This is a genomic window from Pseudomonas sp. St29, from assembly GCF_001547915.1.
Taxonomy (GTDB): domain Bacteria; phylum Pseudomonadota; class Gammaproteobacteria; order Pseudomonadales; family Pseudomonadaceae; genus Aquipseudomonas.
Genome location: NZ_AP014628.1, coordinates 926,285 through 952,532 on the forward strand (window position 1 = coordinate 926,285; position 26,248 = coordinate 952,532).

The following is a 26,248-nucleotide window of genomic DNA, read 5'->3' on the forward strand; positions in this document are numbered from 1 at the left end:
GCCCCTTGTGTATCGCCCCTTAGGTCAGACCGCCTTGGCCCGGGTGACCCGGTCCACCAGGTAGACCAGCCCGTGATAGTCGATCCCGCCATGCTGGCTGAGGCCGATCTCACAGGTGCGGCTGGTGGAAATGCCTTCGCTGCAATACTGCACCGCGTCCTTGAGGCTGCGCAGGGAGTGGGCATTGAGTTCCGGGGTGGTGAAGCCCTTGTCGCCGGCGAAACCACAGCAGTGGATGCCTTCGGGGATCACCACATTCTTGCTGCAACGCCGGGCCAGTTCGATCAGGGCCTGGCTCTCGCCCAGGTGCTGGGTGCTGCAGGTGACGTGCACGGCGATCGGTGCTTCCTGTGGGGTGAACTCCAGGCGTTCCAGCAGGTGGGTGCGGATGAAGCGCACCGGGTCGTAGAGGTCCAGGCGCACGTCCCCCAGGTCCTGCACCAGGCGCAGGGTGCAGGGGCTGGTGTCGCAGTAGATCGGGTCGAGGCCGCCACGGCTGGCGTGCAGCAGGGCGCCGATCAGTTCCTGGCGCTTGTCCTCGGCCTGGGTGGCGTAGCCCTTGGAGGCGAAGGGCTGGCCGCAGCAGAGGTTGTCCAGGTTGTCCGGCAGCACCACTTGATAGCCGGCCTTTTCCAGCAGGCTGCGGGTTTTTTCGTAGAGCGACGATTGTTCCTTGTCGCCTGCTGCTGGCCCCATCACTCGGGACACGCAGGCCGCCAGGTACACCACTCGCGGGCGCGCGTCGCTGACGCTCGGGCTGAAGCGAATGGCCTTTTCCGGCTGGGGCATGGCGTTGTTCCACTGCGGCACCCGGCCTTTGGACAGGCGCGTCAGGCTCGCCGACAGCTTGCTCAGCCGCGGCGCCCCCAGGAGCATGCGCGCGCCGTTGGCCACGTGCAGGGTGAAGCGCGCGCCCTGCAAGGTGCTGGCGAAATGCGAGCCGAGCCAGTCGGCGGTGCCGCTGTGGGTGGCGTGCTCGCCGCGCAGTTTTTTCACCAACTCGCCGGTGTTGATGCCCACCGGGCAGCGCTGGGCGCACAGGCCGGTGGCGGCGCAGGTGTCGATGCCCTGGTATTGATAGGCCGCCTCCAGCTCGGAGGTGTCGATGCCGGCGCGTTTGCGCGCCTGGATATCACGCCAGATGACGATGCGCTGGCGCGGGCTCAGGGTCAGCCCCTTGGATGGGCACACCGGCTCGCAGAAGCCGCACTCGATGCACTTATCCACAATCTCGTCGGCCGCCGGCAGCGGCTTGAGATGCTTCAGGTGGATCTGCGGGTCTTCGCTGAGCACCACGTCCGGGTTGAGGATGGCGTTGGGGTCCAGCAGGCGCTTGAGCTGCCACATTAGCTGGTAGGCGTCGCTGCCCCATTCCAGCTCGACGAAGGGCGCCATATTGCGTCCGGTGCCGTGTTCGGCCTTCAGCGAGCCGCCGAATTCCACCGCCACCAGTTGCGCCACATCGTCCATGAACGCCTGGTAGCGGTTCACTTCCTCGCTGCTGTTGAAGCCCTGGGTGAAGACGAAGTGCAGGTTGCCCTCCAGGGCATGGCCGAACAGGATCGCTTCGTCGTAGTGGTGCTTGTCGAACAGCTCGATCAGGCGGTTGACGCCGATGGCCAGCTGTTCCACAGGGAAGGTCACGTCTTCGATGATCACCGTGGTGCCGGTCTTGCGCACCGCGCCCACCGCCGGGAAGGTGTCCTTGCGGATCGCCCAGAGCTTGGCGTTTTCCTGCGGGTCTTCGGTGAAGTCCACCTGTTTTTCCACCGGGAAGGCGGCCAGGGAATTCATGATCTGCGCCAGTTGCTCGTGCAGTAGTGACGAGGACGCGGCGCGGGACTCGATCAGCAGCGCGCAGGCGTTGGCCGAGAGCTGCTGGACGAAAGCCGGCATGCCGGGCTTGTCCTGCACCGAGCGCAGGCTGCGACGGTCCAGCAGTTCCACCGCCGACACCGGCTGGCTCTTGAGCACGGTCACCGCGTTGCAGCAGGTTTCCACATCGGGAAACACGATCAGCGCCGAGGCCTTGTTCGGGTGGTCGATCACCGTGTCGTAGGTCACCGCGCTGATAAAGCCCAGGGTGCCTTCGGAACCCACCAGCAGGTGGCTGAGGATCTCCAGCGGTTCGTCGAAATCCACCAGGGCATTGAGGGACAGTCCAGTGGTGTTTTTCAGCCGGTACTTGTGGCGGATCTTCGCTGCCAGCTCGCTGTTGGCGCGGGTGCTGCGGCCCAGTTCGGCCAGGCGCTCCAGCAACGGACCATGGCTGGCGCGGAAGGCGCTGACGCTGGCCTCATCCTCGGTGTCCAGGCGCGTGCCATCGGCCAGCACCAGGCGGATGCCGGCCAGGGTGTGGTAGGTGTTCTGCGCGGTGCCGCAGCACATGCCGCTGGCATTGTTGGCGACGATGCCGCCGATCTTGCAGGCGTTGATCGAGGCCGGGTCGGGGCCGATCTTGCGCCCGAACGGCGCCAGCCAGGCGTTGGCCTGGGCGCCGATCACCCCGGGTTGCAGGCGGATCTGCGACCCCTGGTGGCGAATCTCCTTGCCGTTCCAGTTATCCCCCAGCACGATCAGCACCGAGTCGCTGATGGCCTGCCCGGACAGGCTGGTACCGGCGGCGCGGAAGGTCACCGGCACCCGGTCGCGCTGGGCCAGCTGGAGCAGGGCGACCACTTCGTCCTCGGATTCGACGCGGATCACCAGCTTGGGGATCAGTCGGTAGAAGCTGGCATCGGTGCCGAAGGCCAGGGTCGAGAGCGGGTCGTCGAAACGCCGCTCCTGGGGAATCAGTTGCTGGGCGTCACGCAGAAAAGCGGCCGGTAGGCTCATTGGTCCTCCAGGATCAGCACCACCAGGTCTTTCGGGCCGTGGGCGCCGTAAGCCAGGACTTGTTCGATATCAGCGGTCTTCGACGGGCCGGACACCAGCAGCGCGTTGGTCGGCATGCCGGCGGCCCAGTTCATCTGTTGCTGCACCTGATAGAAGTTGTCGCGGATTTCGCTGGCCTTGAGCAGGGCGAAATGCACCGGCGGCACCAGGCTCATCAGCCGCGGTTCTTCCCGGGTCGGCCAGAGGATCAGGCTGCCGGTGGCGGCGATCGCGCCCAGGGTGCCGGTGAGGCTGGCGGGGGTGTCGTTGAACAGCTCGGCCTTCCATTCTTCCACTGGCCGGTCGTAGGCCTTGAGCGCCGGCAGGTGCGGGTGCTCGGCCCAGTGCTGGGTGACCCGCTGGCCATGGGGCGTGCTCGGTGCGATCAGCAGGCTGGGCAACTGGCGCTCCTGCAGCAGCTTTGCCAGCAGTTCCGGCCAGCCGGCGGCGGTGCTCAGGTGGATCTCGGTGTGCACCGCTTCCATCTGTTTGCGCAGCTGCGGAATGCGTTGCTCCGCCGTGTAGCTGTAAGGCTCGGTGACCAGCGCCTCGTCGAAGTTATCCACAATCGGCGTGGTGCCGGTCAGGCTGTTGCGTAATTTGGCGAGGATGTTGTGTTTCGCGCTCATCAGCGATCTCCCTGCTTGTCCAGGTGCTCACGGGCCAGGTCATGCAGCGACCGGGCGGCGGGTTTGGGCGCGCTGTGGTTCTGCGTCCAGGGGCCGACGTTGCTCGGGGTCAGGGCGCGCAGGCGGGTGGCGGCCAGGGTGAACAGGCGATACAGGGTCGGCGAGCTGTTGAGACGGGCCCAGGCGTTCCAGATGAAACGTTCCTTGCGCGAGTACTTGCTGCCCTGGCCGCGCATCACTTGATGTGGGCTGTCCGGGGCCTTGACGTTCTCTTCCCGCAGGCGCCGCAGCAGCGCCGGGATCGGGATCTTCACCGGGCACACTTCGCCACAGGCACCGCACAGCGACGAGGCGCTGGGGTGATCCGGCACCTTGGCCAGGCCCACCATGTGCGGGGTGATGATCTTGCCGATCGGCCCCGGGTAGACCTCGCCGTAGGTGTGGCCGCCGACCCGGGTGTAGACCGGGCAGTGGTTCATGCAGGCGCCGCAGCGGATGCAGTTCAGGGTCTGGCGCAGTTCGCTGTCGGCAAAGGCCTGGCTGCGGCCGTTGTCCAGCAGCACCAGGTGCACTTCCTGGGGGCCGTCCAGCTCATGCTCCTTGCGCGGGCCGGAGATCATGTTGACGTAGGTGGTGATGGGCTGGCCCAGGGCCGAGCGGGTCAGCAGCGATAGCAGCGGAACGACATCGCGCAGGTTCTCGACGACTTTCTCGATCCCGGTGACGGCGATGTGCACCGGCGGCACGGTGGTGGACATGCGCCCGTTGCCTTCGTTTTCCACCAGCAGCAAGGTGCCGGTCTCGGCCACGGCGAAGTTGACGCCGGAGACGCCGATGTCGGCTTCGAAGAATTTCTGCCGCAGGACCTTGCGACCGATCTGAATGAGTTGGTCAACGTCCTTGGTGTACTCCACGCCGAGTTTGTCGTGGAACAAGGACGCGACCTGACCGGCATTCTTGTGGATCGCCGGCATAATGATGTGTGAAGGCTTCTCGTGGTCGAGCTGGACGATGAACTCGCCCATGTCCGACTCAAGGCATTCAATGCCTTGTTCAGCGAGGACATGGTTCATTTCCATCTCTTCGCTGACCATCGATTTGCCCTTGATCACTTGCCGCGCCTCGTGAGCGCGGATGATCGAGAGGACGATGCCATTGGCTTCGTCCACCGTTTCCGCCCAGTGCACTGTCACACCGTTGCGGGTCAGGTTCTGTTCCAGGCGCTCGAGCAGGTCGGGCAGCTTGGATAACGCCCGGGCGCGAATCGCATTGCCCAGGGCGCGCAGGTGTTCTCTTTCGTGGGCATCGCTGAACGAGGCCGCACGCTTGGCCATGAGTGAATCCATGGCGCTGCGAAAGTTGTTTCGCAGTTGTTTATCACCCAGGGCTTGGTGGGCCCGGGTGCGAAAATCGTCCGCCACGGTGGTGGTCGGAATCAGCTCAGGGGTGCTCATTGCGCACCTCCGGTACGTTGCCAGAGGAAGCTCGCCAGGTGCTGGCCGCGCAAGGCCTCTTGCTGTTTCTCCAGCGCACCGTTGATGTTCATCAGGCAGCCGCAATCGGCACTCAGTACCTGATGCGCGCCGGATTCCTTCAGCGCGCGGGTCTTGTCCGCGACCATGGCGCCGGAGATGTCCGGCATTCGGACGCTGAAAGTCCCGCCAAAGCCACAGCATTCGCTTTCGTGGCTGTGTTCTACCCGTTCCACATTGCTCAGCTGTGACAGCAGCTCACGGCCGTGCAGGTGGGTGTTCATTTCCCGACGGGCCGAGCAGGAGGTGTGCAGGGCCACCTTGACCGGCGCGCCGCTGTCCTTGAGCTGCACCTTGCACACGTGCAGCAGGAACTCGGCCAGCTCATAGGTGCGGGCAGCCAGGGCCTGCACCTGTTTCAGGGTTTCGGGCTCGTCCTTGAACAAGTCCGCGTAATGCTCGCGCAGCATGCCTGCGCAGGAACCCGAGGGCACCACCACCGGATAGTCACCGGCAAACAGCGCCAGTTGCGAGCGGGCCACGGTGCGCGCCTGCTCGGTGTAACCCGAGGTGTAGGCCGGTTGTCCGCAGCAGCTTTGCCCTTGCGGGTAGTCCACGCGAATGCCTTCGCGTTCCAGCAGGTGAATCGCATCCATCCCGGCTTCGGGATAGAACAGGTCGACCACGCAGGTGCCGAACAGGTAGACCCGCGCAGGTTTCGCGCTGGGGTACTGCCGGGGTTCGGCCAGCGGCGGTGCGACGCGGGTCGCATTGGGCACGGCGTTGTAGAAAAGCTCGCTCATCAGGCGTGTCTCCGGGTGGTCCCGGTTATTCGTCCGTTGCGGCGGCTGAAAGATAAACCAGCAAGCTTTCAGCAGCCTTGCAGACCGGGTGGTGAATGCGGACGCCGCGGGTGAAGGCGGCGTCGGTTCTTTCGGTGTTGCTTAGTGCACCAGCATGCCGGTGAACCAGTAGGCCTGGGCCAGGGTGATCAGGCCGACAATAGTGGCAAAGAACAAGCTGTGCTTGAGGGTGAAGCGGAACAGGTCCGACTCCTTGCCTACCAGGCCGGTGGCGGCGCAGGCCACGGCGATCGATTGCGGCGAGATCATCTTGCCGGTCACGCCGCCGCTGGTGTTGGCCGCCACCAGCAGGGTGTCATTGACTCCGATCTGGTGCGCGGTGGTGGCCTGCAGCGAACTGAACAGGGCATTGGACGAGGTATCGGAACCGGTGAGGAACACCCCGAGCCAGCCGAGGAACGGCGAGAAGAACGGGAACGCCGCGCCGGTGGCCGCCAGGACCAGGGCCATGGTCGAGGACATGCCCGAGTAGTTGGTGACGAAGGCGAACGCCAGCACCATGCCGATGGACAGGATCGGCCAGCGCAGCTCGTAGAAGGTCTCTTTTAAAGTGGTCAGACCAGTTTTGACGTTGATCTTCAGCACCAGCATGGAGATCAGCGCCGAGAAGAAGATCGCTGTGCCAGTGGCGGAGATCGGGTCGAGCTTGAACACCGCCGGGATAGCGGTCGGCGTGGTCACGATCGGCGCCATCTTGATCACCATCTGATCCAGATGCGGGATGGCGAAGTTGAACACCCAGCTGTACATCGAGCCGCCGGCGGCGAACATCGCCTTGAAGGGCTTGAGGGTCCAGATGGTCACCAGCACAGTGAGGATCAGGAACGGCGACCAGGCCTTGAAGATCTGCCCCAGGCTGTAGGGCGAAGCGACGGTGCTGCGTGGCTGGCCGAAGCCGCCGGCGCTGGCGGTCACGGCCGCGCTGGAGGTGGCACCGGCGATCTGTGCGCCGGCGGTGCGCTTGGGCTGCCAGATCTTCAGGAACAGGGTCAGGGAGATCAGGCTGGCCAGGGCCGAGGTGATGTCCGGCAGTTCCGGGCCGATGAAGTTCGAGGTGAAGTACTGGGTCACGGCAAAGCTCAGGCCGGCCACCAGCGCGGCAGGCCAGGTTTCCTTGACGCCGCGCAGGCCGTCCATCATGAACACCAGCCAGAACGGCACGAACAGCGACAGCAGCGGCAGTTGGCGGCCGGTCATGGCGCCGATCTTGAAGGCGTCGATGCCGGTCACCTGGCCGGCAACGATGATCGGAATCCCCAGGGCGCCGAAGGCTACGGGCGCGGTGTTGGCGATCAGGCACAGGCCGGCGGCGTACAGCGGGTTGAAGCCCAGGCCCACCAGCAGGGCGGCGGTGATCGCCACCGGTGCGCCAAAACCTGCCGCACCTTCGAGGAAGGCACCGAAGCAGAAACCGATCAGCAGCACCTGCAGGCGCTGGTCGTCGGTGATTGACAGCACCGAGCTGCGGATGATTTCGAACTGGCCGCTCTTCACGGTCAGTTTGTAGAGGAACACGGCGGCGACGATGATCCAGGCGATGGGCCACAGACCGTAGGCAAATCCATAGCCAGCGGCAGCGAAGGCCATGTCGGCGGGCATCTTGAAGGCGAAGATCGCCACCAGGATCGACAAGGCCAGGGTGATACTCCCGGCGACGTGTCCTTTGAGACGGAACACGGCCAGAGCCAGGAAGAAGAACACGATCGGGATGACGGCGGCGAGGGCGGACAGGCCGAGGCTGCCAAGCGGGCTATAGAGCTGTTGCCAGGTTTGCATAATGGGGTGGCCCCTAATTGTTGTTGGTCAGGCACTGCTAGCGTCTTGGTTAATTGGTAAGACCAATTTACAATCGCTGTTGGCTAGGGTAAAAGCCTTGTGCTCGGTGTGTCAATTTGCCGCCCTAAAACTTTTGTCGAATGCGCTATGGCGCGGCCATCTGATCGGTGCAAATGGCTGCCTTCTGCCAGGTGTTGGCGCGCCGTGAATAGGCCAGAATAGAGCCCCCCGGCGAAGGGTCGGGAGGGTGGAGAGTGAGTTATGGGGTTTGATCAGATACGCCAGCGCCGTTTGTCCGACGATATTGTCGAGCGCCTGGAAGGGATGATTCTCGAAGGCACCTTGAAGGCCGGTGAGCGGCTGCCGGCCGAACGCGCCCTGGCCGAGCAGTTTGGGGTGTCACGTCCTTCATTGCGCGAGGCGATCCAGAAACTGACGGCCAAGGGCTTGCTGATCAGTCGTCAGGGCGGCGGCAACTATGTGGTGGAATCCCTGGGCTCGACCTTCAGCGATCCGCTGCTGCACCTGTTGGAAAACAACACCGATGCCCAGCGCGATCTGCTGGAGTTCCGCCATACCCTGGAAGCGTCTTGCGCTTATTACGCGGCGCTGCGGGCGACGGCGGTGGATCGTGAGCGGCTGACTCAAGCCTTCGAGGAGCTGCAGGATTGTTATTCCCGCTCCGACGATGTCAGCCGTATCGAGGAGGGCGCGGCGGATGCCAAGTTCCACCTGGCGATTGCCGAGGCCAGTCATAACGCGGTGTTGCTGCACACCATCCGCGGCTTGTTCGATCTGCTCAAGCGCAACGTGGTGACCAACATCGGTGGCATGTACAAGCAGCGTACGGAAACCCGCGACATGCTGATCAGCCAGCACCGCGACCTGTACCAGGCGATTATCGAGGGGCGTGCGGAAGAAGCGCGGGAAGTTTCCAGCCGGCACATTCTCTATGTGCAGGAGGTGCTCGAAGAAGTACGCCAGGAAGTGCAGCGAGTAGCCCGGGCCGAACGGCGCAAGGGCATGTAATGCAAATCGCCGGCAAGCTGGCTCCTACCTGGGTGTTGTAGGAGCCGGCTTGCCGGCGAAAGCGACCTCAAGGCAGGAAGATCAGTCTTCCTTGCCCTTGGTCCGCACCGCACGCTGCAGCTCGCGATCGGAATCGCGCTCGCGTTCGGTGTGACGCTTGTCGTATTCCTTCTTGCCCTTGCCCAGTGCAATTTCACACTTGACCAGGTGCTTGCTCCAGTAGAGCGAAAGGCACACGCAGGCGTAACCCTTCTGCTGCACGGCAGCGAACAGCTTTTCCAGCTCGCGCTGGTTAAGCAGCAGCTTGCGCGTGCGCGTTGGGTCGGCGATGACGTGGGTGCTGGCGGTGGTCAGCGGGGTGAAATGGCTGCCGAACAGCCAGGCCTCGCCATCCTTGAGCAGCACGTAACTGTCCACCAGTTGTGCCTTGCCCGCCCGCAGACTCTTTACTTCCCAGCCGGCCAGGACCAGTCCAGCCTCGAACCGATGTTCGATGAAGTAATCGTGACGCGCCTTTTTGTTTTGCGCGATGGTCCCTGTTGGGTGTTTCTTCTGTTTAGCCATAGGGGCGGCATTATAGGGAGTTGCGCGCGCGTCGGCTACGGTGACGCAGCGTGCTTGAGCAGGTTGATTGAATCCCGGACAATGCGGCCTCTTTTTTTTCGGTTGGGCGCGTTAACGATGTCGACAGACAGGGTCTCTGTCCACGGCGGCTGGGCAAGCCGCTGGGTCTTTATACTCGCTGCAACTGGTTCGGCCGTGGGCCTGGGGAGCATCTGGAAATTCCCCTACATGGTCGGCGTCTATGGTGGTGGTGCCTTTGTCCTGGTGTTTCTGGCGTGTATTGCGCTGATCGGGTTGCCGGTGATGCTGGCAGAGACCCTGATCGGCCGTCGTGCGCGGCAAAGTCCGGCCAATGCCCTGAAGGCGCTGGCCCTGGAGGCCGGGCATTCGGCCAAGTGGTCCTGGGGCGCCTTTGCCGGAATGATCACGGCGCTATTGATCCTTTCCTTTTATAGCGTGGTGGGTGGTTGGTCCCTAGACTACATCATCGATATGGGGCGAGGGGATTTCCAGGGTGTGACGGCGGACCAGGTCGGGGCTTATTTCTCTGCCGTGACGTCCGACCCTTGGCGCCTGACCTTATGGCACACGCTGTTCATGCTGCTATCGGCCTGGGTGATTGCCAAGGGGGTGGTTGCAGGGCTGGAGCGCAGTTTGCGGGTCATGATGCCCCTGCTGTTTGTGATGTTGCTGGTGCTGCTGGGTTACAGCATGACCACCGGGCATTTCATGCAGGGCCTGCATTTCATGTTCGATTTCAGCCTGGACCGCTTGTTGGATGGGCTGCTGCCGGCCATGGGGCATGCGTTCTTTTCCCTCAGCGTCGGTGTCGGTTCGATCATGATCTACGGCGCCTATATGCCGAAGCATTCGTCCCTGTCCGGCACTGTGGTAGGGGTGGCGCTGCTGGACACCTTTGTTTCCCTGGTGGCGGGAATGGCCTTGTTTCCCATTGTGTTCGCTGCCGGGCTGAACCCCAGCGAAGGGCCTGGTTTGATGTTTATCAGTCTGCCGTTCGCCTTCGGTAATGTGGCGTTCGGCCAGCTTATGGGCGTAGTGTTCTTTATCCTGGTGGCGATTGCTGCCTGGAGCTCGGCCATTTCCTTGTTGGAGCCGATGGTGGCTTATCTCGTCGAGAGGACTAAAATCCGCCGCGGCTGGGTGACATTCTGGCTGGCGTTCAGCTGCTGGTTCGTGGGATTGGGGACGGTGTTTTCCTTCAATATCTGGCAGCAGGCCAAGTTTTTCGTGAACGAAGGCGGCGTTTTTCATCTCTACCGATGGGGCGCGGCCGGCGGTCTGGACTTCTTTGGTGTGATCGACTTTTTCACCTCGCGGATCATGTTGCCTCTTGGCGGTTTGTGCTTCGTGGTGTTTGCAGGTTGGGTGATGGGCCGTGAGGCTGTTCGTGATGAGTTGTCGTTGCGCAGTCCGTTGTTGTTCACCCTGGCCTTGTTTTTGATGCGCTATGTGGCGCCCGTCGGCATTCTTGTGGTGTTTGCCGCCCAGTTGTGGAAATGAAGCTCACATGACGACCCATATTCAACGTTCGGCCCTTTTGCCCTATCCGGCGCAGTTTCTGTATGACCTGGTCAATGATGTGGCCCGTTACCCGGAGTTTCTTCCCTGGTGCTCTTCGGCCGAGGTGCTGGAAAACAGCGAGGAGCGGATGCGTGCCAGTCTGGCGGTGGCCAAGGGCGGCATGAGTCAGCGTTTTGTGACCTGTAATACCCTGGTACCCGGCCAGTCGATCGAGATGAACCTGGAAGAGGGCCCGTTCAATCAATTGCATGGTCTGTGGGTGTTCAAGCCGTTGGGAGAGAAGGCCTGCAAGATCAGTCTTGATCTGTCTTTTGATTATGCGGGGCCTTTGGTGCGGGCCACGTTAGGGCCGCTGTTCAATCAGGCGGCCAATACCCTGGTGGATGCATTCTGTCAGCGGGCCAAGCAACTGCATGGCTGAGTCCCTGATCTCGATCGAGGTGGTTTACGCCGCAGTCGATCGACAGTTGCTGATCACTGTATGGGTGCCCCAGGGCTCGACTCTTCGCGGTGCGCTGCTGGCTTCTTCCATAGGTGAGCATTTTGCCGAGTTGGATCTGGCGAACTGTCCGGTGGGTATTTTCGGCAAGCAGGTCATGAATCCTGAGCAGCATTTGGTTCAGGCAGGGGATCGAATCGAAATTTATCGTCCGCTGTTGGCGGATCCGAAAGAGGTTCGGCGTTTGCGTGCTGCCAAGGCCGCTCAGGTGCGTAAGCGCGGACAGTGATAGCCAGTGACAGGCAATAAAAAGCCCGGGAATGCCCGGGCTTTTTTATTCGCCACAAATTATTGCGGAGAGGTATCCAGTGGTTCAGGAATAGGCACTGGTACGGTTTTGACGCCATCCACATCTTTCTGGATCTGGTCCAGCAGCGAGCCCGGTTTGACCGGCTTCTCGGCTTTTGGCTTCTCGGCGTTCTCGGCAGGAGCGGTGACGGTGTTGCCGCTCTCTTTGCCAAGCAGGGCTTCGTCGCGGCTCACGCCAGGCATGAAGTCGCCGGCCAGGCTGACCAGTTGGTCGTTGCCATTGAAGATCAGGCTGACGCGTTCCTGTTGGCGTTCACCGCCGCCAGGTTGCAGGCTGTAGAGATAATCCCAGCGATCGGCATGGAACGTGTCGGTCAACAGAGGGTTGCCCATGATAAACCTTACTTGCCGTCGGGTCATTCCCGGGCGCAACTGGTCTATCATGTCCTGCGTCACGACATTGCCCTGCTGGATGTCGATTTTGTAAACCCCGGGGAATGAACAACCGGCGAGTGCGAGCAGTCCCACGAATGTGAAACTGGTTAGCAAGAGCTTGGTGTTTTGCATCGGTGGGCGACTTCCACTATCTTGGCTGGGACAACGTAAACCCCGATCATACCCGCATTAAGAGAAGCTGCGAAGCAGCATCGGCGAGAAAGCTGACCATGGTTGAAAATAGCGAACTACGTAAAGCCGGCCTTAAAGTGACTCTGCCACGGGTCAAAATTCTACAAATGCTCGATTCTACTGAGCAGCGGCACATGAGCGCCGAGGATGTCTACAAGGCGCTGATGGAAGCTGGTGAGGATGTCGGTCTGGCCACGGTTTACCGTGTACTGACTCAATTCGAAGCAGCCGGACTGGTGGTGCGCCATAACTTTGATGGCGGTCACGCTGTATTCGAGCTGGCGGATGGCGGTCACCACGACCATATGGTCAACGTGGAGTCTGGTGAAGTGATCGAATTCTTCGACGAGGAAATCGAAAAGCTTCAGAAGGCGATTGTCGAAAAGCACGGTTTCGAGTTGGTGGATCACAATCTTGTGCTGTATGTGCGCAAGAAGAAGTAAGCCCCTCACGCGACTGGCATAGTCGTGAAACGATCGAAGGCGACCTCAGGGTCGCCTTCGTGCTTTGTGCCTATATAAAAGAAGCGCTAAAACCTCAGGCCTTGGTGGTTACCACCATTTTCTTGGCGTGGGCCAGGGACTCCTTGGTCAAATCGATACCGCCCAGCATGCGGGCAATTTCCTCGATTCTTTCGTTCTTGCCCAGTTTGGAAACGGCGGTATGGGTCGCGTTGTTGCCACGGACCTTGTGCACGAACAGATGTTGATGCCCCTGGGCGGCAACTTGTGGCAGGTGAGTAACCGTCAGCACCTGGCCGCGCTCGCCGAGACGCCGCAGCAATTGGCCGACGATCTCGGCAGTCGGGCCGCCGATCCCTACGTCGACTTCGTCGAACACCAGGGTAGGCACTCGTGAGGTTTGTGCCGTGATGACCTGGATCGCCAGGCTGATGCGTGACAACTCGCCACCCGAGGCGACCTTGGCCAGCGCCTTGAGCGGTTGTCCCGGGTTGGCGCTGACCAGGAGTTCGACCTGCTCCAGGCCGTTGGGCAGCAGCTCATCGCTGGTGTTGGCTCGCAGCTCGATCGTGAAGCGTCCGCCGGGCATGCCCAGGCGCTGAATTTCCAGTTCTACCGCGCTGGCCAGTCCGGTGGCCGCCTGCTCCCGCAAGCGACTCAGTTCCTGGGCTTTCTCCTGATAGTGGCGGGCGAAGGACTGCAGCTCTTCGCCGAGGCGCTCGATGCTCTCGTCGTTGGCGTCCAGGGTTTCGATTTCATCCAGCAGGGTTTGCTGCATGGCCGCCAGTTCGAAGGGCTGGATGCGATGCTTGCGTGCCAGGGTATAGATGGAGTCCAGGCGTTCCTCCAGCTGTTGCAGGCGTGCCGGGTCGGCATCGAAGTGATCGAGGAAGCGATTCAATTCGCCCACGGCTTCTTCCACCTGGATCTGGGCGCTGGCCAGCAGGTTGGTGGCCTCGCCTAATGCTCCTGTCGAGTTGCCGATGCTGGACAGGCGGTTGAGGCTGACGGTCAAGGCGTTGAGGACATTGCCGGAGTCACTTTCGCTGCACTGTTCGACCACCTGGCGGCAGATGCCCAGCAGGGTTTCGGCGTTGGTCAGGTTCTTGTGTTCCTGCTCCAGCTCTTCGAGTTCGTTTTCTCCCAGGCCGAGATTCTCCAGCTCTTCAAGCTGATAACTCAGCAGTTGATGGCGGGCGCGCTGCTCATCGCCGGAATTGGACAGGCGCTCCAGCTCCTGGCGGGTCTGGCGCCAGCGTTGGGCTGCCAGTTGTACCTGGCGGGCAAGATCGGTAGCGCCGGCATATTCATCCAGCAGGCGGCGATGGGTATCGGTTTTGAGCAGCGACTGGTGTTCATGCTGACTGTGAATGTCGATCAAGAGCTCGCCCAGGGCCTTGAGGTCGCCAAGCGGGCAGGGCGAGCCATTGATATAGCCGCGTGAGCGCCCTTCGGCGGTGATGACCCGGCGTAGGATGCAGGGGCCGTCGTTGTCCAGGTCGCGCTCGGCCAGCCAGGTGCGGGCCTCGGGAATGTCCGCCAGGTCGAAGGTGGCGAGGATGTCGGCCTTGTCGGCTCCTGGTCGTACCACACCGCTGTCGGCCCGGTCGCCCAGGGTCAGGCCGAGTGCGTCGAGCATGATCGACTTGCCGGCGCCGGTTTCGCCTGTGATGACGCTCATCCCGCGATCCAGTTCCAGATCCAGGTGTTCGACGATGGCGTAATTGTGTACGGACAGGTGCACCAGCATGAAGGCCGCTCCCAAACTAAATGTCTGGTTATTTATACAGTGTTTTGTTTTGGGCTGACAATGCTTTCCCTTAGCTCGATTCGCTTGGTTGATTTGTCTTTTTAGCGCGTTCGGTAATCACTGTTATCGGGATTTACTGAAGGCTGACGACTTTTGCTGTGGTGGCGGGCTTGAACCCTGAAAATGCGACCCCATATAGCAGGGCAGAAGAGTGGGCCTGGCTCACTGACGATATTGAAAGGAGAATTTCATGGCTGACGAACAGACTCTGGATACGCAAAATCTAGACGCCAATCAGGCTCCCGAGGCTTCGGGTGAAGACCTGGCGGCTCGTGTACAAGTGCTCGAAGAGCAACTGGCTGGTGCGCAAGATCAGGCTTTGCGTGTTGCAGCTGATCTGCAGAACGTCCGCCGCCGCGCCGAGCAAGACGTGGAGAAAGCTCACAAATTCGCTCTGGAAAAGTTTGCCGGCGACTTGCTGCCGGTGATCGACAGCCTGGAGCGCGGCCTGGAGCTGTCCAACCCGGACGACGAGAGCATCCGTCCGATGCGTGAAGGCATCGAGCTGACCTTGAAGATGTTCCACGACACCCTCAAGCGTTATCAGTTGGAAGCCATCGATCCGCATGGCGAGCCGTTCAACGCTGAACAGCACCAGGCCATGGCCATGCAGGAAAGCGCAGACGTCGAGCCCAACAGTGTTCTCAAGGTGTTCCAGAAGGGCTATCAGCTCAATGGTCGCCTGCTGCGCCCGGCCATGGTCGTGGTCAGCAAGGTTCCTGCACCCGTTTCGCCTTCGATTGACGAAAAGGCTTGAAAACGGCTGTAGAGCCCCCATTTATCAGTCAAGCGTTTAAGTGCTACCGCAGTTTGCCACCACGGCTGCGGCATCCAAATCCAAAGTTTCGGGAGAGTTAACATGGGCAAAATTATCGGAATTGACTTGGGGACCACCAACTCGTGCGTCTCCATTCTTGAAAACGGCAACGTAAAAGTTATCGAAAACGCCGAAGGCGCGCGGACCACCCCGTCGATCATTGCGTACGCCAACGATGGCGAGATCCTGGTAGGTCAGTCGGCCAAGCGCCAGGCAGTCACCAACCCGCACAACACCCTGTACGCCGTAAAGCGTCTGATCGGTCGTCGTTTTGACGAAGAAGTTGTGCAGAAAGACATTCAGATGGTCCCTTACAAGATCGTCAAGGCTGACAACAGCGACGCCTGGGTTGAAGTGAACGGCCAGAAAATGGCTCCGCCACAGATCTCGGCTGAAATTCTCAAGAAAATGAAGAAGACCGCCGAAGATTACCTCGGTGAAGCGGTGACCGAAGCGGTCATCACTGTTCCGGCCTACTTCAACGACAGCCAGCGTCAGGCCACCAAAGATGCTGGCCGCATCGCCGGTCTGGACGTCAAGCGCATCATCAACGAACCAACCGCAGCCGCGCTGGCCTACGGTATGGACAAGGCCAAGGGCGATCACACCGTGATCGTTTACGACCTGGGTGGCGGTACTTTCGACGTTTCCGTGATCGAGATCGCTGAAGTCGATGGCGAGCACCAGTTCGAAGTGCTGGCTACCAACGGTGACACCTTCCTCGGTGGTGAAGACTTCGACATCCGTCTGATCGACTACCTGGTTGACGAGTTCAAGAAAGAAAGCGGCATGAACCTCAAGGGTGACCCGCTGGCCATGCAGCGTCTGAAAGAAGCTGCTGAAAAAGCCAAGATCGAGCTGTCCTCGAGCCAGCAGACCGACGTGAACCTGCCTTACATCACTGCAGACGCCACCGGTCCTAAGCACCTGAACGTGAAGATTTCCCGCGCCAAGCTGGAATCGCTGGTTGAAGACCTGGTTCAGCGCACCATCGAGCCTTGCCGTATCGCTCTGAAGGACGCTGGTATCGACGTTGGCTCGATCAACGATGTGATCCTGGTCGGCGGCCAGACCCGTATGCCTCTGGTGCAGAAAGCTGTAACCGATTTCTTCGGCAAGGAAGCTCGCAAGGACGTTAACCCGGACGAAGCGGTTGCCATGGGTGCTGCCATCCAGGGTGCGGTATTGGCCGGTGACGTGAAGGACGTACTGCTGCTGGACGTTAGCCCGCTGACCCTGGGTATCGAAACCATGGGTGGCGTGATGACCGCGCTGATCGAGAAAAACACCACGATTCCAACCAAGAAATCGCAAGTGTTCTCGACTGCCGATGACAACCAGGGCGCAGTGACCATTCACGTACTGCAGGGCGAGCGTAAGCAAGCCGCGCAGAACAAGTCCCTGGGCAAGTTCGACCTGACCGACATTCCACCTGCTCCACGTGGCGTGCCGCAGATCGAAGTGACCTTCGACATCGACGCCAACGGCATTCTGCACGTAGGTGCGAAGGACAAGGCTACCGGCAAGACTCAGTCGATCGTGATCAAGGCCAACTCCGGCCTGTCGGATGAAGAAATCCAGCAGATGATCCGTGATGCTGAAGCCAACTCGGAAGAGGATCGCAAGTTCGAAGAGCTGGCCACTGCCCGTAACCAGGGTGATGCGCTGGTGCACTCGACTCGCAAGATGGTGGCTGACGCCGGTGACAAAGTCACCGCAGAAGAAAAGACCGCCATCGAAGCTGCTGTGGTCGCCCTGGAAGCCGCTGTCAAAGGCGACGACAAGGCTGCCATCGAAGCCAAGGTCGAAGAGCTGTCGAAGGTCTCGGCTCCGGTTGCTCAGAAGATGTACGCCGAACAGGCTCAGCCTGCAGAGGGCGCGGCACCACACGCCGAGTCCGCTGAAAAAGCCGATGACGTTGTCGACGCCGAGTTCGAAGAAGTTAAAGACCACAAGTAATAGCTTGTTGGTCGGCCGGTTGACTGCCTTTGGGCGGTGACTGGTAGGATGTCGCCGCGCGGGAGCTTGCTCCCGCGTTGGCGTGTCTGGAGTCAGTGAATTTTTGACGGCGTACAGCCTCCGTTTGTGCGCTGGCGGTCGGGCCGGAGAAGCTCCTGCTTTCCGGTTGCGACGACCGCAGTCGTCGACCTGCAATCGGGTCGTCTATCCAAGACCAGGATCGTTGAATTGACGTGAGTTGGGTCCGGGCCTGTATTGGGGCTCAGCGAGTTTGGCAGAGCTCAGGAGGGTTTGCCGGACGTCCTTAAGAGTGCAAAGACTTATGGCAAAGCGTGACTATTACGAAGTGTTGGGTGTGGAGCGCGGCTCCAGCGAAGCGGAGCTGAAAAAGGCTTACCGCCGCCTGGCGATGAAGCATCACCCGGATCGTAATCCCGGCGACAAAGCGTCGGAGGATATGTTCAAGGAGGCCAACGAGGCCTACGAAGTGCTGTCCGATTCCAGTAAGCGTGCAGCGTATGACCAGTACGGTCATGCCGGTGTCGATCCGAGCATGGGTGGCGGCGGTGCCGGTTTCGGTGGTCAGAATTTCTCCGATATCTTCGGTGATGTGTTCAGTGATTTCTTCGGTGGTGGTCGCGGTGGTTCCCGCGGCGGCGCGCAGCGCGGCAGCGATCTGCGTTACACCCTGGAACTGAATCTGGAAGAGGCGGTGCGTGGCACCACGGTAAATATCCGTGTGCCGACGCTGGTCAATTGCAAGCCGTGCGATGGTTCGGGCGCCAAGAAAGGCTCGTCACCTGTGACTTGCCCGACTTGCGGTGGCATTGGTCAGGTGCGCATGCAGCAGGGCTTCTTCTCGGTGCAGCAGACCTGCCCGCGTTGCCATGGCCAGGGCAAGATCATTTCCGATCCGTGCGATTCGTGCCGCGGCGAAGGTCGTGTCGAAGAGTACAAGACGCTGTCGGTCAAAGTGCCGGCCGGTGTCGATACCGGGGATCGTATTCGTCTTTCCGGTGAGGGTGAGGCGGGGACCCAGGGTGGTCCGACCGGCGACCTCTATGTGGTGATCAATGTGCGTGAGCACGCGATCTTCCAGCGCGACGGCAAGCATCTGTTCTGTGAAGTGCCTATCAGTTTCGTCGATGCGGCGTTGGGCGGCGAGCTGGAGATTCCGACCCTGGATGGTCGGGTCAAGCTGAAGATTCCCGAGGGGACTCAGACTGGCAAGCAGTTCCGGATTCGCGGCAAGGGTGTTGCTCCTGTGCGTGGTGGCGGTGCTGGCGACCTGATGTGTCGGGTTGCGGTAGAGACGCCGGTGAATCTGAGTCGTCGCCAGCGGGAATTGCTGGAAGAGCTGCGTGGTTCGCTGGATGGCGATAACTCTCACTCGCCGAAAACCACTGGCTGGTTCGAGGGCGTCAAGCGCTTCTTCGGCGACCTGTAAGGAGTAGGGCATGCGACGTATAGCTGTGATGGGTGCCGCAGGGCGCATGGGCAAGACTTTGGTCGAGGCCGTGCAGCTGCGTTCGCCGCTCTCCGGTCTGACGGCCGCGATCGTTCGGCCGGGCAGTTCGCTGGTCGGTGCGGATGCGGGTGAGCTGGCGTCTCTTGGGCGTCTTGGCGTGCCAATGTCCGACAGCCTGGAAAAAGTCGTTGATGAGTTCGATGTGCTGATCGACTTCACCTTGCCGGAAGTGATGCTCAAGAACCTGGCGTTCTGCCGCAAGGCGGGCAAGGCCATGGTGATTGGCACCACTGGTCTTGGGGCCAAGGAAAAGCAGTTGCTGGTCGAGGCGAGCAAGGATATTCCCATCGTCTTCGCCGCCAACTTCAGTGTCGGGGTCAACCTGTCGCTGAAACTGCTGGATATGGCAGCGCGGGTCCTGGGTGATGACGCGGACATCGAAATCATCGAAGCCCATCACCGACACAAGATCGATGCGCCGTCGGGCACGGCCCTGCGCATGGGTGAGGTGATCGCCAATGCCTTGGGGCGTGATCTGCAGCAGGTTGCGGTTTATGGTCGCGAAGGTCATACCGGTGCGCGTGAGCGGGAAACCATTGGCTTTGCCACTGTGCGCGGCGGCGATGTGGTGGGGGATCACACCGTGTTGTTCGCCACCGAAGGCGAGCGTCTGGAGATCACTCACAAGGCGTCCAGTCGCATGACGTTTGCCAAGGGAGCGGTACGTGCTGCCCTCTGGCTGGATGGTCGTGAGGCCGGTCTTTACGACATGCAGGATGTGCTTGATCTGCGTTGAGAAGCATCTGAAGTGGGGTTGAGGTTGTCTTTCAACCCCGCTTCGCACCGCTAGGCGATGTTCTGTCGCATTCCTCTGCCTTTAGGGCTCATTAGCGGTGGACCGAAAAAGCCTTTTTCTGTAAGCTACAGCTTTAGTGTGTCCACTAAAAGCGCGCAGATAATTCGACGAAGAAGCGGGGTGACGTGTCTATACGTCATTCCGCTTTTTTGCAACCTGCGATCGCCCTTTCAGGCTCTATTTACGGGAGGTCTTCTTGACTAAGCCAGCCATACTCGCCCTTGCTGATGGCAGCATTTTTCGTGGCGAAGCCATTGGAGCCGACGGTCAAACCGTTGGTGAGGTGGTGTTCAACACCGCAATGACCGGCTATCAGGAAATCCTTACCGATCCTTCCTACGCCCAGCAAATCGTTACCCTGACTTATCCCCACATTGGCAACACCGGCACCACGCCGGAAGATGCCGAGTCCGACCGCGTCTGGTCGGCCGGCCTGGTCATTCGTGATCTGCCGCTGGTGGCCAGCAACTGGCGTAACACCCTGTCCCTGTCCGATTACCTGAAAGCCAACAATGTGGTGGCGATCGCCGGTATCGACACCCGTCGCCTGACGCGCATCCTGCGTGAGAAAGGTGCGCAGAACGGCTGCATCATGGCCGGTGACAACATCTCCGAAGAAGCGGCGATTGCCGCAGCCCGCGCCTTCCCGGGCCTCAAAGGCATGGACTTGGCGAAAGTCGTCAGCACCAAGCAAAGCTACGAGTGGCGTTCGACTGTCTGGGATCTGAAGACCGACAGCCACGCCACCCTCGAAGCCGCTGACCTGCCGTACCACGTGGTTGCCTACGATTACGGGGTCAAGCTGAACATTCTGCGCATGCTGGTCGAGCGTGGCTGCCGCGTGACCGTGGTGCCTGCCCAGACGCCGGCGAGCGACGTCCTGGCTCTCAATCCAGATGGCGTATTCCTGTCCAACGGCCCTGGCGATCCCGAGCCTTGCGACTACGCCATCAAGGCGATCAAGGAGATCCTCGATACCGAGATTCCGGTATTCGGCATCTGCCTGGGGCACCAGCTGCTGGCCCTGGCCTCCGGCGCCAAGACGCTGAAGATGGGTCATGGTCACCACGGCGCCAACCACCCGGTCCAGGACCTGGATACCGGCGTGGTCATGATCACCAGCCAGAACCACGGCTTTGCCGTGGATGAAGCCACGCTGCCGGGTAACGTCCGGGCGATCCACAAGTCGCTGTTCGACGGCACCCTGCAGGGTATCGAGCGTACCGACAAGAGCGCGTTCAGCTTCCAGGGCCACCCTGAAGCCAGCCCGGGCCCGAACGATGTGGCGCCGCTGTTCGACCGCTTCATCAACGAGATGGCCAAGCGACGCTAAGCGCTCGCCTTGAAAGTGTAGCGAGCAGCGCTTGAGGGTGGCCCCGGCGAGTCCGGCGGAATCCCCTCAGGCGCCTCAGAGAATGTTCAAGACGGCTTGCCGACTGACCTGCGGATTTGAGTGACAACCCATGCCAAAACGTACAGACATTAAAAGCATCCTGATTCTTGGCGCTGGCCCGATCGTAATCGGCCAGGCCTGCGAATTCGACTACTCCGGCGCCCAGGCTTGCAAGGCCCTGCGCGAAGAGGGTTACCGGGTCATCCTGGTGAACTCCAACCCGGCCACGATCATGACCGACCCGGCCATGGCCGACGCCACTTACATCGAGCCGATCAAGTGGCAGACCGTTGCCAAGATCATCGAGAAAGAACGTCCGGACGCGCTGCTGCCAACCATGGGCGGCCAGACGGCTCTGAACTGCGCCCTGGACCTGGAGCGCGAAGGCGTTCTGGAAAAGTTCGGCGTAGAGATGATCGGTGCCAACGCCGACACCATCGACAAGGCCGAAGACCGTTCGCGCTTCGACGCCGCGATGAAGTCCATCGGCCTGGCGTGCCCACGTTCCGGTATCGCTCACAGCATGGAAGAGGCCAATGCGGTTCTCGACAAGCTGGGCTTCCCTTGCATCATCCGTCCGTCCTTCACCATGGGCGGCACCGGCGGCGGTATTGCTTACAACCGTGAAGAGTTCGAAGAAATCTGCGCCCGCGGTCTGGACCTGTCGCCGACCAAGGAACTGCTGATCGACGAATCGCTGATCGGCTGGAAAGAGTACGAGATGGAAGTGGTCCGCGATAAGAAGGACAACTGCATCATCGTCTGCTCCATCGAAAACTTCGACCCGATGGGCGTGCACACCGGTGACTCGATCACCGTGGCTCCGGCGCAGACCCTGACCGACAAGGAATACCAGATCCTGCGTAACGCCTCCCTGGCGGTATTGCGCGAGATTGGGGTGGAAACCGGCGGCTCCAACGTGCAGTTCGGCATCTGCCCGAACACTGGCCGCATGGTCGTGATCGAGATGAACCCGCGGGTGTCCCGCTCTTCGGCGCTGGCCTCGAAAGCTACCGGCTTCCCGATCGCCAAGGTCGCGGCCAAGCTGGCAGTGGGCTACACCCTGGATGAGCTGTCCAACGACATCACCGGCGGCAAGACTCCGGCGTCCTTCGAGCCGTCTATCGACTACGTCGTGACCAAGTTGCCACGCTTCGCCTTCGAGAAGTTCTCCAAGGCCGACGCACGCCTGACCACCCAGATGAAATCTGTTGGTGAAGTCATGGCCATCGGCCGGACTTTCCAGGAATCCCTGCAGAAAGCCCTGCGCGGCCTGGAAGTGGGCGTTTGCGGCCTGGATCCGAAGCTCGACCTGAGCAATCCGGAAAGCATGAACGTGCTCAAGCGCGAACTGACCGTGCCGGGTGCCGAGCGTATCTGGTACGTGGCTGATGCCTTCCGTGCCGGCATGACTGTCGAGCAGATCTTCGGCATGAACATGATCGACCCTTGGTTCCTGGTGCAGATCGAAGATCTGATCAAGGAAGAAGAGAGGGTCAAGACCCTGGGTCTGTCGGCCATCGATCGCGATCTGATGTTCCGCCTGAAGCGCAAAGGCTTCTCCGATCAGCGTCTGGCCAAGCTGCTGGGTGTGACCGAGAAAAACCTGCGTACTCACCGTCACAAACTGGAAGTGTTCCCGGTCTACAAGCGCGTCGACACCTGCGCTGCCGAGTTCGCCACTGACACCGCTTATCTGTACTCGACTTATGAAGAAGAGTGCGAGGCCGCGCCGTCGACCCGCGACAAGATCATGATCCTGGGTGGCGGTCCAAACCGTATCGGCCAAGGTATCGAGTTCGACTACTGCTGCGTACATGCTGCGCTGGCGCTGCGCGACGATGGTTACGAAACCATCATGGTCAACTGCAACCCGGAAACCGTTTCCACTGACTACGACACCTCTGATCGCCTGTACTTCGAGCCAGTGACCCTGGAAGACGTGCTGGAAATCGTCCGCGTCGAGAAGCCTAAAGGCGTGATCGTGCAGTACGGCGGCCAGACTCCGCTGAAACTGGCTCGTGCCCTGGAAGCGGCCGGCGTGCCGATCATCGGTACCAGCCCTGACGCTATCGACCGTGCCGAAGACCGTGAGCGTTTCCAGCAGATGGTCGAGCGCCTGAACCTGCGTCAGCCACCAAACGCCACCGTGCGCAGCGAAGACGAAGCGATTCGTGCCGCGACCAAGATTGGCTATCCGCTGGTGGTGCGTCCGTCCTACGTTCTGGGCGGTCGGGCGATGGAAATCGTTTACGAGGAAGAAGAGCTCAAGCGCTACCTGCGCGAAGCGGTTCAGGTGTCCAACGACAGCCCGGTGCTGCTGGACCACTTCCTCAACTGTGCCATCGAAATGGATGTGGACGCCGTTTGTGACGGCACCGATGTGGTGATCGGCGCAATCATGCAGCACATCGAGCAAGCCGGTGTTCACTCCGGTGACTCCGCGTGCTCGCTGCCGCCTTACTCGCTGCCGGCGCACATCCAGGACGAGATGCGTGAGCAGGTCAAGAAAATGGCCCTGGAGCTGGGTGTGGTCGGTCTGATGAACGTGCAGCTGGCCCTGCAGGGTGAGCAGATCTACGTGATCGAGGTGAACCCGCGTGCCTCCCGTACCGTGCCTTTCGTGTCCAAGTGCATCGGTGTCTCGCTGGCAATGATCGCTGCCCGTGTGATGGCGGGTAAGACTCTGAAAGAGCTGGGTTTCACCAAGGAGATCATTCCGAACTTCTACAGCGTCAAGGAAGCGGTGTTCCCCTTTGCCAAGTTCCCGGGTGTTGACCCGATCCTCGGCCCAGAGATGAAGTCCACCGGTGAAGTGATGGGTGTGGGCGATACTTTCGGTGAAGCCTTTGCCAAGGCCCAGATGGGCGCCAGTGAAGTATTGCCAACTGGCGGCACTGCATTTATCAGCGTGCGTAATGATGACAAGCCGCTGGTTGCAGGCGTAGCCCGTGATCTGATCAACTTGGGCTTCGAAGTGGTTGCGACGGCAGGCACCGCCAAGGTGATCGAGGCGGCCGGCCTGAAAGTGCGTCGCGTGAACAAGGTGACTGAAGGTCGTCCGCATGTGGTCGATATGATCAAGAACGACGAAGTCACCCTGATCATCAACACCACTGAAGGTCGTCAGTCTATCGCTGACTCGTATTCCATTCGTCGTAACGCCTTGCAGCACAAGATCTACTGCACTACCACCATTGCTGCTGGCGAAGCTATCTGCGAAGCGTTGAAGTTCGGTCCGGAAAAGACCGTGCGTCGCTTGCAGGATCTACACGCAGGATTGAAGGCATGAATAAATACCCAATGACCGTCCAGGGCGCTCGCGCCCTGGAAGAAGAGCATGCTCACCTGACCAAGGTCGTGCGTCCGAAGCTCAGCCAGGACATCGGTACGGCCCGTGAGTTGGGTGATTTGAAAGAAAACGCCGAATACCATGCTGCTCGTGAGCAGCAGGGTATGGTCGAGGCGCGGATCCGTGATATCGAAGGCCGCTTGCAGAACTCGGTGGTCATTGATGTCACGACCATCCCTCATAGCGGCAAGGTGATTTTTGGTACCACGGTGGAGATCGCTAACGTCGAAACCGACGAAAGTGTCACCTACCAGATCGTTGGTGAGGACGAGGCTGATATCAAGCTCGGTAAAATCTCCGTCGGTTCGCCGATCGCTCGCGCCTTGATTGCCAAGGAAGAGGGTGATGTGGTGGCGGTCAAAACGCCTGGCGGCGTTATCGAGTATGAGATTGTCGAAGTCCGTCACATCTGAAAGAAGGCGCCCGCTGCAAGCGGGCGCCATGCTTTGGCAGCTGACCCAGATGTTGTGGGTTGGCGGCTTGTGGTTGTTGCATCTCGGCTTGCTTCCCGCCCTGGGGCAGATTGGTCTTGCCCCTTTGCTGATCGAAGAAATTTCCACCTTGCTCAGTGCGTTGTTGGTGGGTTTTTCGGCGGCATGCCTGATCCTGCAGGCGGCGGTACTGATTCAGTCCGAAGGGCTGAAAAGTCTATGGCGGGATATTCGGGGGCAACTGCTGTTGATGGCGATGTATGCGTGCGGGATGTATTTCACTGTACGCATTCTGCCGCCGGAGGCTCAGCGCTGGCAGTTGTTCAGCTATCTGGTTCTGGGGTTTTCCGGTCTGGTATTGGTATTGCAGCCAGTGCCGGGATGGGGTGGAAGGGTGCGCCAGGCACACCCTTGACCCTTGTCGACGTCAGTGGAAACGATGGACGTTCGACAATTGCTTGTTTACCTTGGCGTTCTTGCGGTAGATCAACGCCATCTTGCCGATAACTTGCACCAGATCCGCTTTGCCGGCTTTGCACAGTTCGGCAATGGCTTCCAGGCGCGACTCGCGCTCAAGGATGTTGAGCTTGATCTTGATCAGCTCGTGATCGCTCAAGGCGCGTTCAAGTTCGGCTAGCACACCTTCGGTCAAACCGTTGTCAGCCACAGTCAATACTGGTTTCAGATGGTGGCCAATGGATTTGTACTGTTTCTTCTGCTCTTGAGTGAGCGGCATAATCTGACCCCTGCGTCTGATCTTGTAAAAAGCGGCGGCCAGTTTACCCGAGCGAGTCCGGGACCGCCCAGTTAATCACGACCCGTTTTATTTTTGAGGTGGCCCGTGGCCCGTTCCAAGACAAGCCATAACTGGCTGAAAGAGCACTTCAACGACCCATTCGTCAAAATGGCGCAAAAAGATGGGTATCGTTCTCGTGCCAGCTACAAGCTACTGGAGATCCAGGAAAAGGACCGCCTTATCCGTCCTGGCATGAGTGTTATCGACCTGGGTGCTGCGCCGGGTGGCTGGTCGCAAGTGACCAGTCGTCTGATTGGTGGTCAGGGGCGACTGATTGCTTCCGATATCCTGGAGATGGACAGCATTCCCGATGTGACCTTTATTCAAGGGGACTTCACCGAGGATGCGGTGCTGGCACAGATTCTCGAGGCTGTTGGAAATTCGGAAGTCGACCTTGTGATTTCCGATATGGCCCCCAATATGAGTGGGTTAGCGGCTGTGGATATGCCGCGGGCGATGTTCTTGTGCGAATTGGCGCTGGACCTTGCCAGCCGTGTACTACGTCCAGGTGGTGATTTTCTGATCAAAATCTTCCAGGGTGAAGGTTTTGACGAGTACCACAAGAGCGTTCGGCAGATGTTCGAGAAGGTACAGATGCGTAAGCCGACGTCTTCTCGTGACCGTTCCCGAGAGCAGTATCTGCTTGGGCGCGGCTTCCGGGGTCGCAGTGAGTGAGTAAGGTTTTTGACCGGGGTGATAGGATTTTCGTATTTCGCCCCGTCAGATTAAACGCATATTGTGTAGTCTAAGTTTCACATAGGGTTACAGACAGCGCCTGCCA

Annotated in this window: 23 protein-coding genes; 14 read left to right on the forward strand and 9 right to left on the reverse strand. The window is 60.3% G+C overall.

Annotated elements, in window-relative coordinates:
- Positions 1–24 precede the first annotated feature (24 nt).
- The 5 genes from PST29_RS04130 to PST29_RS04150 form a co-directional block, all read right to left on the reverse strand.
- The gene (locus PST29_RS04130) at positions 25–2,835 is read right to left on the reverse strand and encodes an FAD-binding and (Fe-S)-binding domain-containing protein (RefSeq protein WP_060842452.1); all 2,811 of its coding nucleotides are present in this window, start codon (positions 2,833–2,835) and stop codon (positions 25–27) included.
- Positions 2,832–3,503: a LutC/YkgG family protein gene (locus tag PST29_RS04135; protein WP_060837471.1), complete on the reverse strand. Its 672-nt coding sequence runs from the start codon at positions 3,501–3,503 to the stop codon at positions 2,832–2,834. Before PST29_RS04135 ends, PST29_RS04130 begins: the two co-directional genes overlap by 4 nt.
- A complete protein-coding gene (locus PST29_RS04140) occupies positions 3,503–4,957 on the reverse strand; it encodes a LutB/LldF family L-lactate oxidation iron-sulfur protein (RefSeq protein ID WP_060837472.1) in 1,455 nt (484 codons plus the stop codon). The genes PST29_RS04135 and PST29_RS04140 overlap by 1 nt, the downstream gene beginning before the upstream one ends.
- The gene (locus PST29_RS04145) at positions 4,954–5,778 is read right to left on the reverse strand and encodes a (Fe-S)-binding protein (protein WP_060837473.1); all 825 of its coding nucleotides are present in this window, start codon (positions 5,776–5,778) and stop codon (positions 4,954–4,956) included. The genes PST29_RS04140 and PST29_RS04145 overlap by 4 nt, the downstream gene beginning before the upstream one ends.
- Positions 5,779–5,919: 141 nt before the next feature.
- Positions 5,920–7,614: a lactate permease LctP family transporter gene (locus PST29_RS04150; protein WP_060837474.1), complete on the reverse strand. Its 1,695-nt coding sequence runs from the start codon at positions 7,612–7,614 to the stop codon at positions 5,920–5,922.
- A 261-nt stretch (positions 7,615–7,875) separates the two neighbouring features.
- Between PST29_RS04150 and PST29_RS04155 the strand changes: the two genes are divergently transcribed.
- Complete coding sequence (locus PST29_RS04155) at positions 7,876–8,643, forward strand: FCD domain-containing protein (protein ID WP_060837475.1); 768 nt, start codon at positions 7,876–7,878, stop codon at positions 8,641–8,643.
- Between the two features lie 81 nt (positions 8,644–8,724).
- On the opposite strand, the gene smpB is transcribed toward PST29_RS04155, so the two are convergent.
- A complete protein-coding gene (gene smpB, locus PST29_RS04160; protein WP_022642145.1) occupies positions 8,725–9,207 on the reverse strand; it encodes an SsrA-binding protein SmpB in 483 nt (160 codons plus the stop codon).
- A 117-nt stretch (positions 9,208–9,324) separates the two neighbouring features.
- Here smpB and PST29_RS04165 point away from each other — a divergent pair, with 117 nt between their 5' ends.
- Genes PST29_RS04165 through PST29_RS04175 form a run of 3 tightly spaced genes read left to right on the forward strand, consistent with a single transcriptional unit; the run spans position 9,325 to position 11,477 of the window.
- The gene (locus tag PST29_RS04165; RefSeq protein WP_060845067.1) at positions 9,325–10,728 is read left to right on the forward strand and encodes a sodium-dependent transporter; all 1,404 of its coding nucleotides are present in this window, start codon (positions 9,325–9,327) and stop codon (positions 10,726–10,728) included.
- A gap of 7 nt (positions 10,729–10,735) precedes the next feature.
- Positions 10,736–11,170 (forward strand): type II toxin-antitoxin system RatA family toxin, encoded by a 435-nt coding sequence (locus PST29_RS04170; RefSeq protein WP_016967218.1) that lies wholly within the window; start codon positions 10,736–10,738, stop codon positions 11,168–11,170.
- The gene (locus tag PST29_RS04175; protein WP_060837476.1) at positions 11,163–11,477 is read left to right on the forward strand and encodes an RnfH family protein; all 315 of its coding nucleotides are present in this window, start codon (positions 11,163–11,165) and stop codon (positions 11,475–11,477) included. Before PST29_RS04170 ends, PST29_RS04175 begins: the two co-directional genes overlap by 8 nt.
- A gap of 59 nt (positions 11,478–11,536) precedes the next feature.
- Here the strand turns inward: PST29_RS04175 and PST29_RS04180 are convergent, their stop codons facing one another.
- Entirely contained in the window at positions 11,537–12,064 is a 528-nt protein-coding gene (locus PST29_RS04180) for an outer membrane protein assembly factor BamE (protein ID WP_060837477.1), read from the reverse strand.
- A 98-nt stretch (positions 12,065–12,162) separates the two neighbouring features.
- On the opposite strand from PST29_RS04180, the gene fur reads away from it, so the two are divergent.
- The gene (gene fur, locus PST29_RS04185) at positions 12,163–12,567 is read left to right on the forward strand and encodes a ferric iron uptake transcriptional regulator (protein WP_011059185.1); all 405 of its coding nucleotides are present in this window, start codon (positions 12,163–12,165) and stop codon (positions 12,565–12,567) included.
- A gap of 94 nt (positions 12,568–12,661) precedes the next feature.
- Here the strand turns inward: fur and recN are convergent, their stop codons facing one another.
- Positions 12,662–14,335: a DNA repair protein RecN gene (gene recN, locus PST29_RS04190; RefSeq protein WP_060842453.1), complete on the reverse strand. Its 1,674-nt coding sequence runs from the start codon at positions 14,333–14,335 to the stop codon at positions 12,662–12,664.
- Positions 14,336–14,585: 250 nt separating this feature from the next.
- On the opposite strand from recN, the gene grpE reads away from it, so the two are divergent.
- The 8 genes from grpE to PST29_RS04230 all read left to right on the forward strand — a co-directional run bounded on the left by grpE (position 14,586) and on the right by PST29_RS04230 (position 25,086).
- A complete protein-coding gene (grpE, locus tag PST29_RS04195) occupies positions 14,586–15,152 on the forward strand; it encodes a nucleotide exchange factor GrpE (RefSeq protein WP_047301678.1) in 567 nt (188 codons plus the stop codon).
- Positions 15,153–15,254: 102 nt separating this feature from the next.
- On the forward strand, positions 15,255–17,171 hold the full coding sequence (gene dnaK / locus PST29_RS04200) for a molecular chaperone DnaK (protein WP_016967223.1): 1,917 nt from the start codon (positions 15,255–15,257) through the stop codon (positions 17,169–17,171).
- Between the two features lie 322 nt (positions 17,172–17,493).
- Positions 17,494–18,618, forward strand: coding sequence for a molecular chaperone DnaJ (gene dnaJ / locus PST29_RS04205; RefSeq protein WP_016967224.1), 1,125 nt, complete (start codon positions 17,494–17,496; stop codon positions 18,616–18,618).
- Between the two features lie 10 nt (positions 18,619–18,628).
- Complete coding sequence (gene dapB, locus PST29_RS04210; protein ID WP_060842454.1) at positions 18,629–19,435, forward strand: 4-hydroxy-tetrahydrodipicolinate reductase; 807 nt, start codon at positions 18,629–18,631, stop codon at positions 19,433–19,435.
- A gap of 256 nt (positions 19,436–19,691) precedes the next feature.
- Positions 19,692–20,828, forward strand: coding sequence for a glutamine-hydrolyzing carbamoyl-phosphate synthase small subunit (gene carA, locus PST29_RS04215; RefSeq protein WP_060837482.1), 1,137 nt, complete (start codon positions 19,692–19,694; stop codon positions 20,826–20,828).
- Between the two features lie 130 nt (positions 20,829–20,958).
- On the forward strand, positions 20,959–24,180 hold the full coding sequence (gene carB / locus PST29_RS04220; protein WP_060842455.1) for a carbamoyl-phosphate synthase large subunit: 3,222 nt from the start codon (positions 20,959–20,961) through the stop codon (positions 24,178–24,180).
- A complete protein-coding gene (gene greA / locus PST29_RS04225) occupies positions 24,177–24,653 on the forward strand; it encodes a transcription elongation factor GreA (protein ID WP_060837484.1) in 477 nt (158 codons plus the stop codon). Before carB ends, greA begins: the two co-directional genes overlap by 4 nt.
- A 28-nt stretch (positions 24,654–24,681) precedes the next feature.
- Positions 24,682–25,086: a hypothetical protein gene (locus tag PST29_RS04230; protein WP_060842456.1), complete on the forward strand. Its 405-nt coding sequence runs from the start codon at positions 24,682–24,684 to the stop codon at positions 25,084–25,086.
- Between the two features lie 12 nt (positions 25,087–25,098).
- Here PST29_RS04230 and PST29_RS04235 read toward each other — a convergent pair whose 3' ends face one another.
- On the reverse strand, positions 25,099–25,407 hold the full coding sequence (locus PST29_RS04235) for a YhbY family RNA-binding protein (RefSeq protein WP_007920867.1): 309 nt from the start codon (positions 25,405–25,407) through the stop codon (positions 25,099–25,101).
- 105 nt (positions 25,408–25,512) lie between these two features.
- Between PST29_RS04235 and rlmE the strand changes: the two genes are divergently transcribed.
- The gene (gene rlmE / locus PST29_RS04240; protein ID WP_016967229.1) at positions 25,513–26,142 is read left to right on the forward strand and encodes a 23S rRNA (uridine(2552)-2'-O)-methyltransferase RlmE; all 630 of its coding nucleotides are present in this window, start codon (positions 25,513–25,515) and stop codon (positions 26,140–26,142) included.
- Positions 26,143–26,248: the final 106 nt, after the last annotated feature.

Coding starts and splice junctions, on each gene's coding strand:
- PST29_RS04130 (WP_060842452.1), bottom strand. CDS start 2,835: ATGAGCCTACCGGCCGCTTTTCTGCGTGACGCCCAGCAACTGATTCCC.
- PST29_RS04135 (WP_060837471.1), bottom strand. CDS start 3,503: ATGAGCGCGAAACACAACATCCTCGCCAAATTACGCAACAGCCTGACC.
- PST29_RS04140 (WP_060837472.1), bottom strand. CDS start 4,957: ATGAGCACCCCTGAGCTGATTCCGACCACCACCGTGGCGGACGATTTT.
- PST29_RS04145 (WP_060837473.1), bottom strand. CDS start 5,778: ATGAGCGAGCTTTTCTACAACGCCGTGCCCAATGCGACCCGCGTCGCA.
- PST29_RS04150 (WP_060837474.1), bottom strand. CDS start 7,614: ATGCAAACCTGGCAACAGCTCTATAGCCCGCTTGGCAGCCTCGGCCTG.
- PST29_RS04155 (WP_060837475.1), top strand. CDS start 7,876: ATGGGGTTTGATCAGATACGCCAGCGCCGTTTGTCCGACGATATTGTC.
- smpB (WP_022642145.1), bottom strand. CDS start 9,207: ATGGCTAAACAGAAGAAACACCCAACAGGGACCATCGCGCAAAACAAA.
- PST29_RS04165 (WP_060845067.1), top strand. CDS start 9,325: ATGTCGACAGACAGGGTCTCTGTCCACGGCGGCTGGGCAAGCCGCTGG.
- PST29_RS04170 (WP_016967218.1), top strand. CDS start 10,736: ATGACGACCCATATTCAACGTTCGGCCCTTTTGCCCTATCCGGCGCAG.
- PST29_RS04175 (WP_060837476.1), top strand. CDS start 11,163: ATGGCTGAGTCCCTGATCTCGATCGAGGTGGTTTACGCCGCAGTCGAT.
- PST29_RS04180 (WP_060837477.1), bottom strand. CDS start 12,064: ATGCAAAACACCAAGCTCTTGCTAACCAGTTTCACATTCGTGGGACTG.
- fur (WP_011059185.1), top strand. CDS start 12,163: ATGGTTGAAAATAGCGAACTACGTAAAGCCGGCCTTAAAGTGACTCTG.
- recN (WP_060842453.1), bottom strand. CDS start 14,335: ATGCTGGTGCACCTGTCCGTACACAATTACGCCATCGTCGAACACCTG.
- grpE (WP_047301678.1), top strand. CDS start 14,586: ATGGCTGACGAACAGACTCTGGATACGCAAAATCTAGACGCCAATCAG.
- dnaK (WP_016967223.1), top strand. CDS start 15,255: ATGGGCAAAATTATCGGAATTGACTTGGGGACCACCAACTCGTGCGTC.
- dnaJ (WP_016967224.1), top strand. CDS start 17,494: ATGGCAAAGCGTGACTATTACGAAGTGTTGGGTGTGGAGCGCGGCTCC.
- dapB (WP_060842454.1), top strand. CDS start 18,629: ATGCGACGTATAGCTGTGATGGGTGCCGCAGGGCGCATGGGCAAGACT.
- carB (WP_060842455.1), top strand. CDS start 20,959: ATGCCAAAACGTACAGACATTAAAAGCATCCTGATTCTTGGCGCTGGC.
- greA (WP_060837484.1), top strand. CDS start 24,177: ATGAATAAATACCCAATGACCGTCCAGGGCGCTCGCGCCCTGGAAGAA.
- PST29_RS04230 (WP_060842456.1), top strand. CDS start 24,682: ATGCTTTGGCAGCTGACCCAGATGTTGTGGGTTGGCGGCTTGTGGTTG.
- PST29_RS04235 (WP_007920867.1), bottom strand. CDS start 25,407: ATGCCGCTCACTCAAGAGCAGAAGAAACAGTACAAATCCATTGGCCAC.